The sequence below is a fragment of the Flagellimonas amoyensis genome (assembly GCF_003058265.1).
Lineage (GTDB): Bacteria > Bacteroidota > Bacteroidia > Flavobacteriales > Flavobacteriaceae > Flagellimonas > Flagellimonas amoyensis.
In genome coordinates this window covers 1-18,034 of the sequence record NZ_QBUK01000011.1, presented here as the reverse complement: position 1 = coordinate 18,034, position 18,034 = coordinate 1, and the positions used below count along the sequence as shown (strand labels likewise).

General features: G+C 46.4%; 12 protein-coding genes. 9 read left to right on the top strand and 3 right to left on the bottom strand.

Translation table 11 applies throughout. The features are described from left to right. Positions 1–6: 6 nt before the first annotated feature. Positions 7–1,479, bottom strand: coding sequence for a RagB/SusD family nutrient uptake outer membrane protein (locus DB398_RS15045; RefSeq protein ID WP_108425280.1), 1,473 nt, complete (start codon positions 1,477–1,479; stop codon positions 7–9). Positions 1,480–1,489: 10 nt separating this feature from the next. Continuing rightward, positions 1,490–4,717: a SusC/RagA family TonB-linked outer membrane protein gene (locus tag DB398_RS15040; RefSeq protein WP_108425279.1), complete on the bottom strand. Its 3,228-nt coding sequence runs from the start codon at positions 4,715–4,717 to the stop codon at positions 1,490–1,492. 730 nt (positions 4,718–5,447) lie between these two features. Between DB398_RS15040 and DB398_RS15035 the strand changes: the two genes are divergently transcribed. The 4 genes from DB398_RS15035 to DB398_RS15020 are packed head-to-tail and all read left to right on the top strand — an operon-like array spanning position 5,448 to position 9,303. Continuing rightward, entirely contained in the window at positions 5,448–6,377 is a 930-nt protein-coding gene (locus tag DB398_RS15035) for a hypothetical protein (protein WP_108425278.1), read from the top strand. Positions 6,378–6,423: 46 nt separating this feature from the next. Continuing rightward, positions 6,424–7,125, top strand: coding sequence for a hypothetical protein (locus DB398_RS15030; protein ID WP_108425277.1), 702 nt, complete (start codon positions 6,424–6,426; stop codon positions 7,123–7,125). A gap of 21 nt (positions 7,126–7,146) precedes the next feature. Next, complete coding sequence (locus DB398_RS15025) at positions 7,147–8,175, top strand: hypothetical protein (RefSeq protein WP_159076460.1); 1,029 nt, start codon at positions 7,147–7,149, stop codon at positions 8,173–8,175. Between the two features lie 3 nt (positions 8,176–8,178). Further along, the gene (locus tag DB398_RS15020) at positions 8,179–9,303 is read left to right on the top strand and encodes a gliding motility-associated C-terminal domain-containing protein (RefSeq protein ID WP_108425275.1); all 1,125 of its coding nucleotides are present in this window, start codon (positions 8,179–8,181) and stop codon (positions 9,301–9,303) included. Between the two features lie 16 nt (positions 9,304–9,319). Here the strand turns inward: DB398_RS15020 and DB398_RS15015 are convergent, their stop codons facing one another. Then, positions 9,320–10,327, bottom strand: a complete 1,008-nt coding sequence (locus tag DB398_RS15015; protein ID WP_108425274.1) for a glycoside hydrolase family 43 protein — start codon at positions 10,325–10,327, stop codon at positions 9,320–9,322. Positions 10,328–10,552: 225 nt separating this feature from the next. Between DB398_RS15015 and DB398_RS15010 the strand changes: the two genes are divergently transcribed. The 5 genes from DB398_RS15010 to DB398_RS14990 form a co-directional block, all read left to right on the top strand. After that, positions 10,553–11,134 (top strand): RNA polymerase sigma-70 factor, encoded by a 582-nt coding sequence (locus tag DB398_RS15010; RefSeq protein ID WP_108425273.1) that lies wholly within the window; start codon positions 10,553–10,555, stop codon positions 11,132–11,134. Between the two features lie 70 nt (positions 11,135–11,204). Further along, positions 11,205–12,149, top strand: coding sequence for a FecR family protein (locus tag DB398_RS15005; RefSeq protein WP_108425272.1), 945 nt, complete (start codon positions 11,205–11,207; stop codon positions 12,147–12,149). Positions 12,150–12,365: 216 nt separating this feature from the next. Then, positions 12,366–15,662, top strand: coding sequence for a TonB-dependent receptor (locus DB398_RS15000; protein ID WP_234416340.1), 3,297 nt, complete (start codon positions 12,366–12,368; stop codon positions 15,660–15,662). Between the two features lie 18 nt (positions 15,663–15,680). Further along, positions 15,681–17,258 (top strand): RagB/SusD family nutrient uptake outer membrane protein, encoded by a 1,578-nt coding sequence (locus DB398_RS14995; protein WP_108425270.1) that lies wholly within the window; start codon positions 15,681–15,683, stop codon positions 17,256–17,258. A 129-nt stretch (positions 17,259–17,387) separates the two neighbouring features. Continuing rightward, on the top strand, positions 17,388–18,034 hold a 647-nt coding region (locus DB398_RS14990; protein ID WP_159076459.1), incomplete at its 3' end, for an FAD-binding protein.

The following is an 18,034-nucleotide window of genomic DNA, read 5'->3' as shown; positions in this document are numbered from 1 at the left end:
TCACTATTAATTATAGCCTGGGTTTTGGATAAAGGCCCCCTTACCTTCAGAAATACGCGCCAAGGAAAATGGGAAAAGCTCTTTGTAGGGAGCACTCTCACTGGATACACCGTTCAGGTCATCCGCATATTCCACATATTTTCCATGTCGGATCAAATCTGAACGGTACTGTCCATTCTCGCACCAATATTCATGGGATCTTTCCAATAGGATCATGGTATTGAAACTATCGATATCAGCATAATCCACCAGTTCCAAAGGATCAATCTGAGCCCTTTCGCGGACAATATTGACCAAGTCAATGGCTTCTTGCGTACCGGCACCTGCACTATTGGCCAATGCCTCTGCCTTGGATAGAAGCACATCGGCAAAGCGATATTGAATGATGTCCACAGTGGTGAGTCCTGTGCTTCGGTCCGCATCTGCTGCTATTTTCAAGGGGAGTGGGCCAAGCTGCATATAATTGCCTGGGTTGCTACGGTTATAAGTGACACCGTCTGTACCGGTATATTCTGCAATTAGGTTGGTCTTTCGAATATCATTGGGCTCAAAGGAGTCATAAAATTTCCAAGAGCTTTGGATAGTGCCCCAACCTCCACGCTCCGGAAAGTTACTGGGCAGGACCATCAATTGCCACTGATTTTCGCTGGTTCCGGCATAATCGGCAGGAATGGCCCATATAACTTCCTTGCTGTCCACAGGAGCTTCTACATCCCAGAGACCAACGTAGTCGTCTTCCAATTCGTAATAGCCCATATCCAAAATGGCATTAGCCTGTTCCACTACGTCTCCCCACCTTTTTTCGTGCAGGTACAGGCGAATAAGGATCATACGGGCCAAGCCTTGACTGAAGCGTCCATAAGTAGCTTCTTCGGGGGAGGGAAGGTCGGAAATGGCTGCCAACAGATCTTGCTCTATAAAAGAAACGGTGGCATCATGGGAAAGACGTGCCAATGGTTCTTCCTGTAATGGGTTTTTCAAAACTTCCAAAGGTGCAATCACCAATGGTCCATAAAGGTCGAACAGTTCATAGGCCAGCAATCCCCTTGCACAACGGATTTCTGCTATTCCAAGTTCCTTGATATTGTCATTGACTTCAGAATTGGCGATTCTATCAATGCTCAGGGTCATCGCACTTATCTTGTTGTAAAAAGTGTCATAGAAACGGGTGACCCCTGCTGTAGTTGGATTATACCTGTGCAGAGTAGCTTCTTGTTGTATGCCATAGGCCCCTTGAAGGATTTCCGTAGTGGCATCCAGTACGAACATGAGGCCATTTTCTGATGTGGTGTGGATACCGTCTGACCAGGCACCCCTCAAAGGGTGGTATGCGGCAATGACCAAAGCTTCCACATCCGCTTCGGATGAAGGGAATATGCTGGGGTTAATTTCATCATAGTTGATGGATTCCAATTCGGGATCGCAGCTTGACATGAACAGTGCCACTGCAAAGAATAGGTATGTTTTAAAACGATTCATATCAATATTTTTAAAATTTTAAATCTAGTCCAAGTGTGTACGATCTTACGTTCGGATATGCCGCGGTGTATGCATCCGTTTCAGGATCGATACCGTCATAGGGCGTGATCACGAAGAGGTTCTGCCCATCCAATCGAATGGCGGCATTGGAGATGAAGGCCCCAAACCATTTTTTGGGTAGGCTATAGGACAGGGACACGTTTTGTAGCCTGATGAACCATGCATCCTGCAGGAAAAAGTCTCCCGAGCCGTACTGCGTATACCCGAAGTGGGAAGCTGGCCTTGTAGTGGAAGGGTTTTCCGGTGTCCAACGATTCAGTACGTTTCTCAGGGCATTTCTGCCATTGGCGGCCACACCTACTGCGGTGACCCCGTAGGTGAAGTCTGTTTGGTCCACGATCTGTCTTCCGAACATGCCATTGAAGTTGAAGTTCAGTTCAAGATTCTTGTAGCGTACAGTACTGGCAAATCCCGCAATGAAGTCAGGGTCGGTAGAGCCCATGAGTACGATATCTGCTTCATCAATCCTCCCATCAGGCGCTCCAGTGCGGATAAAACGACCATTTTCATCCACTTCTGGGTTTCCTTGAGAGTCTCTTGAAAAGCCGTTCACATCCTTGATCTTGATTTGGCCAGGAAACAGGTCTGGCTGTGCCTCAACGACTTCATCAGCTTGCATGATCCCATCGGACAAATAGGTATAACGGGCCCTAATGGGGTCGGTATCATTTTCATAGACCGCAGGTTTGAAGTCTTCGGCCCTTTCCTTCCACTTATCGCGGTATTGGGAATAGGTCAATGTGCTTCTCCATAACAGGTTTTCCGATCGGATGATGTCCGAGCTCAAGGTCAATTCGAAACCTTTGCTCTGCGTTTTGCCCACATTGGCCCAAACCGTATTGATCTCGTTGTACGAATTGATCGGTTTTTGCATGAGCAAATCGGAGATTTCCTTTTTGAAGACCTCCACAGAACCATAGACCCGCTGGTTAAAGAAGCCAAAATCAAGACCTAGGTTGGTTTCCTTGGTCGTTTCCCATTTAAGGTCTGGATTGGCCAATCTGGAGGCAAAGACCCCTACGTTAATCGATTCGTCAGGCCCCAAATAGGCAGGTTGTGCATAATAGGCGGCAAAAGCATTACCTCCAATATCGGCGTTACCTGTTTCCCCATAGCCGAAGCGTAATTTAAATTGGGAGATTTTATCATTCAGCCCTTCCATGAATGGTTCTTCACTAATGTTCCACCCAACTGCAATGGAGGGGAATATCCCATATTTGTTGTTCTCGGCAAAAACACTGGCCCCATCCTTACGAACGGTTGAAGTGAGTATGTACCTGTCTTTGTAAACATAGTTTACCCTCGCAAAGTAGGATACAAAGTTGTTCTCGACCTTGGTGGAGCCTACCACCTTGGTTCCAGCACCAGAATTGAGGTTGTTCCACAAAAAGGCATCGGATATGAAATCACTGTTTCCTGCTGAGGTACTTTCAGAACGGTACTTTTGGGCAGAGTAACCTACCAAGAAATTAAAGCTGTGGTCATCATCGATGGTGGTGACATAGTTCAGGGTCAAATCCAATAGCTGATCGTTCTTCTTCTGTTCGGCTACAGAGGCCCTGCCATTTTCAAGTGCTCCCCATAAAGTGGTCCTGGGGAGGTAGGTATTCCTGCTGGTATTTCCTTTATCAAAACCGGCCTGCATGCGCGCGGTCAACCCTGGTATGGGTCTGGCTTCCAAATAGAAATTCCCCAAGGTTCTATCGATTACCCCTTCATCCGATATGGTAAGCAAGGATAATGGGTTGGGTTCCAGTGCACTGTCTGGGTTAATGGGGTAGTTGCCGAACTCATCAATGGCCTGTATGTGTGGGCCTTGTTGGATGGCACCGCGTATGATACCCGAGTTTTCGTATTGATCGCCTCCCAGCTGTGAGTTTTGATTGTTGATACGGCTGGTGGTCAGATTCAATCCAAAATTGATGTATTTGTTCAGTGTCTGGTCAATGTTTATCCTTAGGGAAGATCTTTCAAATCCTGAGTTCTTGACCACACCGTCCTGTTTGTAAAAGTTTCCGGACAGGAAGTAACGGGTGGATTCACTACCACCTCTAACAGATAGGTTGTGTTGCTGGATGGAACCATCACGTGTAACAAGTCCGAGCCAATCGGTTCCCTGCCCTGCGTTCCTGATCTGTTCATCTGAATAAAATCTTGAGAAAGCCACTCCATTCACTGGATTGGCAATGGCTTCTTCCAGAGTTCTATCGCTGTAGGGATACACTCGGTTAAGGAACGCCCAGTTTTCATAGGCGGCATCGTTACGGAGCTGCATCCACTCCTGCAAACCTAGGATTTCATAATTGTTGATGTAGTCCTGGAAGGAATAAGAAGAGGAGTAATCCACACTGATTTTACCCACTTTTCCTTTCTTTGTAGTGATCAAAATGACCCCATTGGAAGCCCTGGCCCCATAAATGGCCGTTGAACTGGCATCCTTTAGTACATCAATGGATTCAATGTCGTTGGGGTTGAAGGAGTTTAGAATACTTTGGGTTCCACCATCGTATCGGTTACCTGAACCTGGTTGTTGGAAGTCGGTGATGGGAAAGCCATCGACCACGATCAACGGTTGGTTACTGGCGTTGATCGATGCAGCCCCCCGTATCCTGAAATCCTGCCCTCCACCTGGTTGTGCACTGTTTTGCACAATCTGTAGACCTGATACACGGCCTTGAAGGGCTTGGCCCACGGATGGAGTGGATGACAACACCAATTCCTCGCTCTTGACCGACGATATGGCCCCTACCACATCTTTTTTCTTTTGCGTTCCATAACCTACCACAACTACCTCATCAAGACTTGTAGTGTCCGGTAATAGTTTAATGGAAATAGAGGTTTGATCGGTAATATTGATTTCTTGGGATAGATAACCAATATAAGAGATTACTAAGGTATTGTTCCCGCTGGGGAGGGTAATCTCAAATTCCCCATCAAAGGATGCAGTGGTGCCTTGGCTGGTTCCCTTGACCATGACCGTTGCACCCGGCAAGGGTTGGTCGTTTTCGTCGACGATGGTTCCCGTTACCGTGCTCTGTGCAAGTATTGCCTTAGATCCGTCAAAATTGGCATTTGCGGAGAACAGGTTGGCCAACACCAAGACCAAAAATAATTTTCGGAAAATCGAAGTGGTGTGACTTGGTGATCCATGACACAAATGAATTGTCAGTTTTTCCATGTTTGAATGCAATTAGTTAGTTAGTAAAGTTTTTTAATCATCTCCCAGTAGAGGGCAGGTGAAAAAGTCAATTTGATACTTTTGTTTTAATGCGATTAAATAATTAAAAATCAGTTAGTTATGAGTGATAATATCCTTTTTTATGAATACTAATCCCTGCTAATGTAGCAGATGATTTTTTAATTTCAAAGAAATTCGTCATAAAATGTGTACGTACACACAAAAATAATGTGTACGATAACATCATACTGTGGTGATATTTACTTAAACGATATACTAAATCGATTTTCAAAACCGTAAGCAACATCCATGAATACCCCTTATAAATACAAGACTTTTCTGATGCAGATGAAGCTTACGTTAAGTCATCATTATAGTGAATGTGTCCTTCATTTTTGATCTTATTTAAATAGAGGAGGTTTTTATTGCTTGATGTCAGCTCCAATAGGGAAGTAGTATGGCCAGTTGATAAAGTCATCTTTACATCATTTGAAGATGTTCACAATTCAGAAGGATCTTATTGACTTCCATTTACTTAGGGTGTTTTCTCTTGGAGTTGTATTTTTTCTTTTTGATCATTTTTTACTATAACTGTACTACATTTTGAATACACATCTCATTTTGTAAGTATTTGACTACATTTTTTATCCCTTTCACAACAAATACCTCGCTCAGCTCGAAATTAATACTACTTTAATATCAGTATTTCAGTTACTTACGTTTTTGGAGGATGAAATTTTATGTCATTTTTATAGGTCTGATGGGTGTGGGTCTGCATATGGGCACGGCACAGGTCAAGATTGGTGATAACCTCCAAACCATAGATGTGGCATCGCTCTTGGAACTGGAAAGCACATCCAAGACTTTGGTGTTGACCAGGGTCACCCAAACCCAAATGAACGCCATAACCCCTTTGCATGGTGCATTGGTCTATAATACGGATGTCAATTGTGTTTTTGTATTTGATGGAGTGATCTGGGAAAACCTCTGCAATGCGGGAATTACTGTGACCACCTCCGTGATGGCCCCTGCCGGTAACCAGATAGGGGATATGTGGATCGATGCAAACAGTGATATGGTCAGCGTTTGGAACGGAACGGCTTTTGTGCCCATGAGTTCCAACCCCAAGAGTGGAAATGGCTCTCCTATGGCCGTAACCAATGCCAATCCAGGCGATATGTATGTGGATAGGACCACAGGGGACCTGTTTACCTTTGATGGCTCCCAATGGATCATACAGGGAAATGGGGTCCTGGCCACCAATGGCCTCACGGAAACCTCAACGAACAACATTGAACTTGGCGGCACGCTCACCAAGCCAACCCTTATAGAAACGGACAATACCCATACACTTGCCCTTACGGGGCTATCAGTAGATGACGATTCTTCGGATATGTTGGTCACTGTGGATGGCTCCACAGGAGTTTTGGGAAGCACCCCCAAGTCATCATTGGTGCAAAGGCAAGAATCGATCACGGTGGCCAGCAACGGACAAAACCAGTTTGTGACACCCATGGTCATTACCGATGCGGATAAAATCGATGTATACCGCAATGGCGTCAAGATCGGTTTCTCCATTGTCAACGGCAATACCATCGAGTTGGATGCCAATGCTACCTGCTTTCAGAACGATGAAGTCCGTATTGTACAGATTTTTTAACAAACCCTAATTGAAACAACAAAAAGCACATTTTAAATCTACAACTATGAAAACAACAAAACAATCAACACTTTTAAAGAAGGCCCTTTTTGCCGTTGGAATGCTCTCCCTCGGTGTGGCCAGTGCACAGCAGACCTCTGGTGATGTAGCCAAAGCGACCGACATTGACCCCGGGACCACGACCACTGGAGGAGCGGTGCGCGTTATCGATAACCGAGGGACCATTAAATACCTACAGACCCAGAACGGTCTCACATTGTTGTCCAATACGACCAATAATGTCACCACGACCACTTGGCAATTGGGAGGCACACTGACCGATGATACCTTTATTGATGTGGATGGCAACGTATTCGGTCTTGATGGCATTGAATTGATCACTACGGAAGTGCCTTCCACGGATGCAACCACCGAATCGGACCATGGCACGGGAACGGGATATACCATTTTGGTAAGGGACGAGGCGACCGGGGCCGTGAAAAAATTATTGACTTCAGATCTCAGTTTGATCCAGAGCGGCCATGAAAGCTTTACCGCTACTGCCGGGCAAACAGCCTATGCCTTGACAGGTAGCCCCACCTTGCCTTCCTTCAGTCAGGTTTGGGTCTATAGGAACGGAGCCAAATTGGTGGCCAGTGTGGACTATACTGTAGCGGCTTCCACAGTGACCTTGGTGCCAGGTGGGTCAGCTCCCAATGATTGGGCCGTATATGCAGGAGATATCATTGAGGTTCAATTCGTTAGATAGAAAAGAGGTAGAGTACTGTTTATGCTGGGGCAATTCGCTCTATGGCGGGTACAAGAGTACCTATTTCTTAAGGCCATGGATGGTTCTTGGCGCAAATCATTGACCGTGATCAAACATTGGAACTTTGGACATATTATGGTTTTGATGCTCATCTGGGCAGTACCAATCATTGTCCATACCCAAGAGGTCAGGGTCATTGACAACAAGGGGACAAAGGTCTTGATCCGGAATACCACGGTGAGTAGCGGAGCAACGGCTCCAGTGTCCCCTGTCCAAAACGATATTTGGTTCGATACCTCCGATGCAGATCACCAACGCGTAAAGGTATGGAACGGCAGCTCATGGGCAGAACTGACATTTACGGGTATTCCGGGGTCTATTTTTTTTGCGGGTCCCGATGGTGTTCCAACACAGGACAACAACGCCTTTTTTTGGGATGGCACAAATGATAGACTGGGACTGGGAACTTCATCCCCGACCCAATCCTTGGATGTGAACGGTACCGCCCGAATACGGTCCATGAGTGGAGCAGCGACCACAGACCAGTTATTGAAGGCCGATTCCAACGGGGTGCTCCATACTTCCAAGGTCAATTATGGAGGCAGGTGGACCAATACGGATATCACTACCAATTTGAACGTTACCACCACCGTGGTGCCCATTTTTGGCTCCAATGATTATGTGGATGATGGCACCAACCTCTATCAGGTCAGTGGAAACACATTGATTGTTAAGGAAGCTGGAAGGTACGACGTTCGAGTCAATATGACTTTGGAAGGTATTGATGATAGTATATTGAACACCAATGAGTTTGATACCAATGTCAATGTTCGCATGGCCATAAATGGTACACCCATTGGTTCTTTCGGGGCAACGGGACATATCAGTTTCGACCTTAATAATGACCATTCCAGTGTCCATTTGAACGATATCTTGATGCTCAATGCCAATGATGTGATCACCATTCTCTCTTACAGGGAAGCAAACGCAGGTACTGTTCGTATGTATAGTAGTGGTACGTCTAGTTTTGTCATCAACAAATTGCGTTGACCCATGAAACAAACAACCCTTTTCCTTGCTTTTTGGAGTGTGTTCGGAGCCACGGCACAGGATGGCCTGCGTAGCATTGGCGCTCTACGGATACACGATACGGGAGGATTGGGACTTTATGTCAACTTGTTGAATGATGGTATTTTGGACAATAACAGGGGACTTGTAGGTTTCTATGGGGATAATACGATTACGGTTTCAGGTGCTTTTTCCCCGGTTTTCCATGATATTGAGGTAATGGCCAACAGTGGAGTTCAACTGGCTATTGGAATGGGAGTGGAGAACAATGCCAATTTCATTTTGGGCGACATCGGGACACCAAGGACGAACGCTTCCGTGGCCCTCACCTTTGAACAGGATGCCTTTTATACCGGTGCCTACCATCTGGGCAAAGTGGATGGATACGTTACGGTAAAAAACCACCAAAACTTCATTTTTCCAGTAGGGGACAGGGAGCAATTGCGACCCCTGATCTTGGATTCGGAAAACAGTAATAGCTTTTCAAGGTGTGCTTATTTTTACGAAGATCCCCATTGGGCCACCAATGCCAAAGAAGCAGCCTTGCAACGCATCAGCAATAGGGAGTTTTGGCGTTTGGAAGGATCGGTGCCTTCTTCGGTACAACTTTCATGGAACGAACGAAGTACCATTTCCTTATTGACGGACAATGTCGATGCAATCGTGATTGTTGGGTGGAGCAAATCCAACCGTCAATGGGAAAGCTTGGGAGGGACTGCTGTGGGGGACCTCTCCCAAGGTGTCGCCGAATCCGATTCTTTTGTGCCCGATAACTATGAAGCACTCACTTTCGGGTCGGTCATTGTTCCCAAGCAGATGATGGACCTTCCCAATTATTTGTTGACCCCCAACGGTGATGGCATCAATGACTTTCTCAAAATCGATGAACTCGAACAATCGCCCCGCAACCAGTTGCGTATCTATGACCGCAATGGTATGCTGGTCTTTCAGAAAGAAAACTACATCAATGAATTCAATGGATATGCCACCGAAGGAGATGTGGTGATCAACCGGGGCAGTGGTCTGCCATCAGGGGTCTATTTCTATCTGGTCCAATTGTATGACCTCGATTTGGAGTACCAAGGATATCTATACTTGGCCAACAATTGATTTCGTAATCGGGATATTAGGGGTTGCCCACTCCCTCGAAAGTCATGAGTACAGGTTTGATGGTGCCGTCCGCATTGAACTCCATTTTGTCCATGCAAGTGACCCGATGATCGCGATCAAGGTTCGGGATGGGCCTTCTGTGGTAGACAATGATCCATTCGTCCGTGCCCGGCTTACGGATGACGGAGTGGTGTCCGGCACCCGTGGCAATGTCCCCTTCCTTGGATTCCAGAATAGTACCGATACGCTTGTAGGGTCCAGTGGGTTTGTCCGCCATGGCATAGGCCACTTTATAACTTCCATTGGTCCATCCACCTTCGGACCACATAAAATAATAGATTCCATTGCGTTTGAACATGAACGGACCTTCCACATAACCTTCTGGCGTGATTTCCTTGAACAGGCTGCCATCTTCCCAAGGCAGGAAACCGGTAAAATCGGCGTTGAGCCTTCCAAGGTTGCAATGGCTCCAACCCCCATAGAAAAAATAATAAGTGCCATCATCCTCAAAAACAAATTGATCAATGGGTTGGGCATTGTTGTGGAATTCAGAAATAAGGGGCTTGCCCAAAAGGTCCTCAAAAGGCCCACCGGGGCTGTCGGCCACGGCCACACCTATTCCCCCAAAATGGTTGATGTCGTTGTTGGGGTCATATCCGTCCCGGCCGGGACGTTGAATATCATTGGCCCCGAAGAACAGGTAATATTTTTCATCCTTTTCAATGATGGAAGGAGCCCATAGGGCCTGTCGCAACCATTTGATCTTGGTGGTGTCCAAAATCCGCTCATGCTTTTCCCAATGGACAAGATCCTTGGACGAAAAGGCATCAAAATGAAGCTGCTTGTCGTAGTCATCGGAAAAAGTGGGATACACCCAATAGGTGTCCCCGAAAACGATTCCTTCGGGGTCGGCATACCACCCATCAAAAATAGGGTTGTTGTGCTGCTTTTCGTTGGAGGTTTGTGCAAACGCCAAACCGCTCAGCAGTACGTTGGCCATTAAAAAAAGAATCTTGCTTTTCATGGTATATTGTTTTGTTGGGTTGATGGCTCACTACAAAGATTGTGGCAAAGCCACCCCAATAATATGACAATAAATGCGTATCTGAAATTATTTCATGGCATCGAAAGGTCTCTTGGACTGGTTCCCAGTGCATTCTGTGGTGCAAAAAAGGAATTATCGATAAAAAATTTGTTCTTAATTCGAAATTTGTAAATTGCAGTGAGCAATTCTTTGCATTTTTCAAAAATGACCCCAGATTATTCACATAACCTCAAAATGAAGACCGCATCGGATTATGGTGATGAGGATGATTTCAATGTGATGTACGGGTTTTATCGGCCCAAACTCTTTGTGATCGTCAATAGCTATATCCCTTCACGGGAAGATGCAGAGGAAATTGTACACGATGTTTTGGTGAAACTTTGGGAGAAAAAGAAAACCCTCAAGATCCACTCCAATTTTACGGGCTATGTCTACAGCATGACACGAAATGCCTGTCTGGATTATCTCCGCACCCGAAAGAACCGACTTTCAAAGGAAATGACCATGGAGCAGCAAGAGTTCTGGTTGAACCATGGCGCTTTGGCCGATGATGTTGCCTCGTCCATTTTGGCGGAAGAGTTGGAGAATTTGGTGAATATGGCCATAGGGCAGCTCCCTGAAAAATGCAAGAGGGTATTCGTGAAGAGCCGGATGGAAGGACTTAGCCATCAAGAAATTTCAAAAGAACTCCAGATTTCCCCAAAGACAGTGGAGAACCACATTACCAGGGCATTAACGCAGTTTAGATTGACCCTGAAGGACTACTTGCCATCTATTTTCCTATAAAATTACAAACCCGACTAGGGGGTACTTTTCTTTTTTACGTCCTGCTAATAAATAGTGTTCTTAAATTACGATGAACAAGAAGGATATCATTGCATTGGTGGAAGACCGCCTTCCTGCGGAAAAAAAGCAGGAAGTGATCAAATGGTTGCTGAAGAACCCCAAGCAACAACAACGTTACCACATCCTAAAGGCGAAGCATGTCGCCAAGTTGTTGAGAAAAAGTGGGGATGACAAAATGCAAAGGCCAGATAGGATTCAAACTGGTTGGTACAAATATGCTGGATATGCTGCTGCTATCGCTCTTGTGTTTTCCTTGGCCTATGTGCTGATGAGGCCAATGGGCAATGTGGAGACATCCGTTTATGCCACCGCGGAAACTGTTACTTCGATAGGGGAAAATAGAACGATTGAACTTTCGGACGGCACCAAGATAACCTTGAACGCCAACACCACACTTTCGTATCCCAAAACCTTCACTGGGGAGTCTAGGGAAGTGAGCCTGAAAGGGGAGGCATTTTTCGATGTGGCACACAATCCAGAAAAACCGTTCGTCGTGTCAACGGACAATGGTATGAAAATCAAAGTACTGGGAACAGTTTTTAATGTGAGGTCATATCCTGAGGACCTGAATGTGGAAACCACATTGGTCTCCGGTAAGGTAAAAGTGGTGGGAGAAAGGGACAAGAAAACAGTGGTGCTGAACCCATCCCAAAGGGCCACCTATGTGAAAAATGAGGACAAACTGATTGTGGACAATGTACAGACGGAAAATTTCACGGCTTGGCGCGAAGGTAAACTCATCTATGATGAGACCCCCATGCGACAGGTCATCGGGGACCTGAAAAGGAAATACAGGATCGCCTTTTCCGTGGAATCCCAAGAAATAATGGATTATAAATACACAGGGGAATTTGACAACCTGAGTATTGAGCAGATCATGGACCTATTCGAGGTATCCTCGCCCATACTATATAAAATGAAAGACAACCAAATAACATTGTATATGGAGAACTAACCAAAAAAAAGAAAGGGAAGTGCTGCAACACTCCCCTTTCGGAAATTATTTAATCACATAGTAATTAAACAACGTAAACTCATCAAAATTATGGAAAAAAAGGAACATTTTTTTTCAAAGATTCCAATTGTTAGGATAATGAAAATCTATTTAATCTTAGTGGCACTTACTTTTGCTAAGTTATTCGCATCAAAGGCAAATGCCCAAAATATTTCGTTGGAAGTAAATAATGTAAGGTTAAAAAGGATATTGAACGAAATAGAGCGCAAGAGCGACTTCAGCTTTTTCTACAATAACAGTATCGTGGATGTATACACGAAGAAGTCACTCAAGGTCGATAATAAAACGGTTGACGAAGTACTGCAAGAACTGTTTTCAGGTTCGGACATCGACTTTAGCTTTGTCAGGGACCAGATCATTTTATTTCCAAAGAACAACCCGGAAATAAAAAGGAAAATAGAAAGTCTGCTCAATAAACATGTGGACAGGCTGCCCACTACGTTGAGTCCGGACAAGATCAACGAACTCATCAGGACTTCCATACAGTTTACCGTCAGTGGTAAGGTTACGGATAATGCGGGAACCCCTATCCCAGGAGTGTCCATTTTGGTCAAGGGCACTTCCAAGGGAACCACCACTGATTTTGATGGAAATTACAGCATCATGGCCGATTCCGGTGATGTACTGATGTTCAGCTATATCGGTTTTACCACCCAGGAAATTGAAGTGGCGGACCAAGAGTCCATCAATATAGTGCTTAGGGAAAATGTTGCAGCATTGGACGAAGTGGTTGTCGTAGGGTATGGTACACAAAGGAAATCGGACCTGACCGGTGCGGTCGGTGCGGTGGACAGCGAGACCTTGTTGAAGGCTCCGGTGAGCAATGCACTGCAGGGAATGCGGGGCAAGATTGCCGGTGTGAACGTGTTTTTGAACTCAGGATCACCAACAGGCTCCCCCAGGATCGTGATCCGTGGTGTGGGCACCATCAACTCTTCCACAGATCCATTATATGTGGTGGATGGTGTGGTCATGGATGAGATACAGTTCATCAATCCCAACGACATAGAGCGTATGGAAGTATTGAAAGATGCTTCTTCCTCCGCTATTTATGGTGCCAGAGGTGCCAATGGGGTCGTGTTGATAACCACCAAGCGTGGGACCAAGGAAAGTAAGGTGACCATTGGATACGATGGTTTTTTAAGCGTAGGGCACATCCGGAAGAAAATGGACCTGCTCAATGCTGAGGAATGGTTGGAAGTAGTGAGGACAGGTATGGAAAATACACCAAAATACCGTCCTGGAAATCCAGCTCCCATATTCACGGCCAACGATCCCAACCTTTTCGATGCCGAAGGAAACCCACTTTATGATACCGATTGGCAAGACGAGGCGACCCGTACCGCATATTCCAATAACCACCAATTGTCCATCCAACAGGGTAATGAAAACTCTTCGGTTGGTGTGTTCCTCAACTATTCACACATTGAGGGGATCATGTTGAACAACAAATTGGATAGGATCAGTGGAAAGATTGCCTATGATGTTACTGCAAATGATTGGTTGAAATTAGGGGTGAACCTTTTGGTGAACGATGTAAAGGACACCGAATTTGAAGAAGGTGGCGGAGGACAATCGCCAAGAAGGACGATGATAGAAATGCCCCCTATTTTTCCCGTCAAATTTCCCGATGGAACATGGAGCAACAGCCAGATGATCGATGATGCATACAACTTGGAATCCATGTCCAACCCGGTCCATGTTCTTGAAACACAGGAGCGGTTCTGGGAAAGGAACCAGATATTCGGAAACTTCTATGCAAGTTTCAACATTATGCCAGGACTCGATTTTAGGACACAGTTTGGCTTTGACAAAAATATCAGGAACAAGAAAGAATATTCCCCAAGGGATCTGGTGAACATTTCAGCACCAGATGGGTATGCAAGAATTTTCAATGAAAAAAGCACCTACTGGCAACAGGAGAATTACTTGACCTATAACAAGGAGTTTGGGGACCACAGGATCAATACCATGTTGGGTCTGAGCTGGCAGGAACGCAACTACGAATCCTCCAACATTTTTGCCAGAGGGTTTAGCGATGACTTTTTCCGTTACAACAACATAGGGTCCGCCAGCAATCCAAGTGCGCCTGAGTCTTCAACAGAAAAGTGGGCATTGAATTCCTACTTTGTCCGTGCCGGTTACACCTATAAGGACAAATATTTGTTGACCCTTACCGGACGTATCGACGGTTCTTCACGATTTGGAAAGGACAATAAATATGGATTCTTCCCTTCCATTGGAGCAGGTTGGAACATCAGTGAGGAAAGTTTTATGGAAGGAGTTTCGGCCATTAACAGACTTAAATTGCGTGGTAGCTATGGTGTTACGGGTAATACCGAAATTACCCCCTATAGCTCATTGGCAACGGTTTCCTCAGGAACTGTTCTTTTGAACGGCACCCGGGTCAGCGCCAGCTCAGTAAACCGTTTGGCCAATCCTGGTCTGGAATGGGAAAAAACAAGCCAATTCGATATTGGTATCGACTTGGCCGCCTTTGACTATAGGTTGAGTCTGGAATTTGACTATTATGACAAGTTGACGAAGGACCTTCTATTGGATAGGCCCGTACCCTATACTTCGGGATTCACTTCCGTTAGGGACAACATAGGTTCCGTTTCCAATAAAGGTATTGAATTGATGGTTACCGGCGAGATAATCCGCACTGCGGATTTCGGTTGGGAATCGTCCTTCAACATGAACTACAACCAGAACAAGATCGAAAGCTTGGGTGAGAACGATGAGGATATCGAACCAGGGCCATTTTGGGTATCAGGTAGCCAGACCATACTTAGGGTAGGGGAATCCCTCAGCTCTTTCTGGGGTTACGAGCGCTTGGGAACCTGGGGCACCGATGAAGCTGCCGAAGCGGCATTGGTAGGTGCGGTACCCGGTGAGGCCAAACGATCTGCGGACAAGAAAATTCTTGGAAAAGGATTGCCGGACGTTACAGGTAGTTTCATCAACACCTTCCGTTATAAAAACTTTGATTTCACTGCGGACATCCAATTTGTGGCCGGTGTGGAAATCATGCAGCAATTCTATCACTCAACGGAAGACCGTTCGGGAATCGCCAACGGATTGGCGACCATTCTTTATGATGGATGGACTGAGAGCAACCAGAATACAATGGTACAGGAAATCAGGAACCAGGCCTATGCCGGGCAGAACAGCCAAGTGGATAGCAGATGGGTGGTCGATGGATCCTATATCAGAGGAAACCTTTTCTCTTTGGGGTATAATTTCAACCAGCAGTTTTTGGATTTGATGGGCATGGATCGCCTAAGGGTATATGCCAGCTTGGAAAATGCCTTTGTGATCCATTCCAAGGACTTCCAAGGGTACGACCCGGAAGCCACGTCGTGGGGAGGGGATCAATGGGGTCAGAACATCTTTTTCTTCCAGTACCCCAAACCTAGGACCTTCACCTTGGGTTGCAGCCTCAAATTTTAATACATAAAAGAAAACATCATGAGAATTAAATATATCGTATTTCTAATCGGAATAATTTTATTCGGTTCCTGTTCGGACTTTTTGGAAGAGAAACCTCTGAGCGAACTCGACAGTGACCAGTTTTTTTCTGAACCTGACCATGCCTACAGTGCCGTGAACTCCTTGTATAGAACGGGGTCACCGAACATGACGGATGGAGGTGTCTATAGTGGGACCCCTCTGATGCTTGGTGGTTACATGTCAGGCTTCTTTACCAATGAATATGCAGGCCAGGAACTACACGTGAGCAATACCCAAGAGTTGACCCTGAACGGGGATAATATCGGAGGGTATCTTCAAGACAGATGGAGAGAGCTTTATTTGGGGATATCCAGGGCGAACAACGCCATCAAATATATTCCAGAGACCCCAGAGCTGAGCGATGCCGCGAAAAACCAATTATTGGCGGAAGCGAAATTCTTCAGGGCCTTTTCCTACTACTATTTGGTAAGATGGTTCGGTCCGGTGCCTATCACAACAGAGCCCTACGAATCCTTGGAAAACCTTTATTTGGAAAGAAGTTCCGTCGCAGAGGTCTATACACTCATCGAAGATGATCTGACCGAAGCCTTGGCACAAGGAGGATTGCCAACGACAAATATGGTCGATAATGGCAAACGGATCACAGCTGGGGCAGTGGCCACGCTATTGGCCGATGTGTACCTCACCATGAGCGGAAACCCATTGAACGCGAACAGGTATGGAGATGCCGCTACATTGGCCCAAGATATCATAAACGGGGCCTATGGAACCTACGGTCTGGTACAGCATGATGAATCATCCCCGGGAGTGGTCGATTTTGAAAACTCCGCGTACAACAAGATCAGAAAAGGAGATGCATCTGCTGTCGAACATATCTATATCAAGGAATACGACCCCGAAATAGGGACCTCGGTATATCCCCGATATTCATATCCCGTGGCCCTTGCATCAGAAGTACTTTATGACATCACCAATGGAGGTTATTTGCCCTCTGGTGGATTTCTTGATCTTTACGACCCCACTCTTGACCTTAGGGCTCAGGAAAGACAGTACTTCCACACCATTTTTGAGCCTACAGGCCAGACTTTTGAGCCAGCTCCATTTGTATGGCATGATGACACGGCCATTTTCGAAACTGCAAACTCAGGAAAGGATTTTGCGGTCTATGGTTATGCCGATGTATTGCTGATCGCGGCTGAAGCCATAGCAAGATCTTCCGGGGTAAATACAGATGCCGTGAACTATTTGGCACAGGTTCGTTCCAGGGCTTATTGGGAAACCGATTTGGTCGATATAGAGACCAGTCTTTCTGCATTGGGCACGGAAGCTTTTGTGGAAGAAGTATGGAAGGAAAGACACCGGGAATTGGTGTTCGAATTTAGAACATGGTTCGATATTGTCCGAACAGGCCAGTTTCCTGTGGCAGATGCACCAGGATCCATATCGTTCGTAAGTGCTGTGGGCCACACCACGGAACGCGGCAAATCAATAGAGCAGAAACACATGTTGTTGCCACTGCCCGGACCCGAACTGCAAAGAAACCCAAGTCTGGGAACAGACAATAACGGGTATTGATTTAATCACAACACATAACAATTGGTGTAGGGAAAACTCCCTATACCATTATTGAACAGTCCACTGACCAAGCACCTCACACAGTGCATGGTCAGTGGTACTCATTAACATACATTAAAAAAAGGAACAATGCAGATAAAGGAGAACAGTACGGTCTACGATGCGATCGTTGTCGGATCGGGCGCTGGCGGCGGCATGGCGACCAAGGTGCTCGCGGACGCGGGTCTGAAGGTGGCCGTGGTGGAGGCGGGCCCGTTCTTCGACCCGGCGGACCCGGAGCAGAAGACACAGTTGCGCTGGCCCTACGAGTCGCCCAGGCGTGGGGCGGGCACGGTACGTCCCTTCGGGGACTTCGATGCCGCCTACGGTGGCTGGGAGATAGAGGGTGAGCCATACACGCACAAGGACGGCACGAAGTTCGACTGGTTCCGCTCGCACATGCTGGGCGGCCGCACGAACCACTGGGGGCGGATATCGCTCCGTTTCGGCCCCGACGATTTCAAGCATAAAAGTATAGACGGCCATGGGGACGACTGGCCGATCAGCTATGATGATGTAAAACCGTACTATGACAAGGTGGACAAGATGATCGGTGTGTTCGGCACCAACGAGGGGCTTCGCAACGACCCTGACGGATTCTTCCTTCCCCCGCCCAAGCCAAGGCTGCACGAGCTGTTCTACATCAAGGGCGCGAAAAAATCGGGAGTTCCCGTATATCCCTCACGGATGTCGATGCTCACCAAGCGGATCAACAACGACCGGGGGGTGTGCTTCTA

Bases quoted from the DNA above. Each gene is read 5' to 3' on its own strand.
- DB398_RS15045 (WP_108425280.1), bottom strand. From the start codon at position 1,479: ATGAATCGTTTTAAAACATACCTATTCTTTGCAGTGGCACTGTTCATG.
- DB398_RS15040 (WP_108425279.1), bottom strand. From the start codon at position 4,717: ATGGAAAAACTGACAATTCATTTGTGTCATGGATCACCAAGTCACACC.
- DB398_RS15035 (WP_108425278.1), top strand. From the start codon at position 5,448: ATGAAATTTTATGTCATTTTTATAGGTCTGATGGGTGTGGGTCTGCAT.
- DB398_RS15030 (WP_108425277.1), top strand. From the start codon at position 6,424: ATGAAAACAACAAAACAATCAACACTTTTAAAGAAGGCCCTTTTTGCC.
- DB398_RS15025 (WP_159076460.1), top strand. From the start codon at position 7,147: ATGCTGGGGCAATTCGCTCTATGGCGGGTACAAGAGTACCTATTTCTT.
- DB398_RS15020 (WP_108425275.1), top strand. From the start codon at position 8,179: ATGAAACAAACAACCCTTTTCCTTGCTTTTTGGAGTGTGTTCGGAGCC.
- DB398_RS15015 (WP_108425274.1), bottom strand. From the start codon at position 10,327: ATGAAAAGCAAGATTCTTTTTTTAATGGCCAACGTACTGCTGAGCGGT.
- DB398_RS15010 (WP_108425273.1), top strand. From the start codon at position 10,553: ATGACCCCAGATTATTCACATAACCTCAAAATGAAGACCGCATCGGAT.
- DB398_RS15005 (WP_108425272.1), top strand. From the start codon at position 11,205: ATGAACAAGAAGGATATCATTGCATTGGTGGAAGACCGCCTTCCTGCG.
- DB398_RS14995 (WP_108425270.1), top strand. From the start codon at position 15,681: ATGAGAATTAAATATATCGTATTTCTAATCGGAATAATTTTATTCGGT.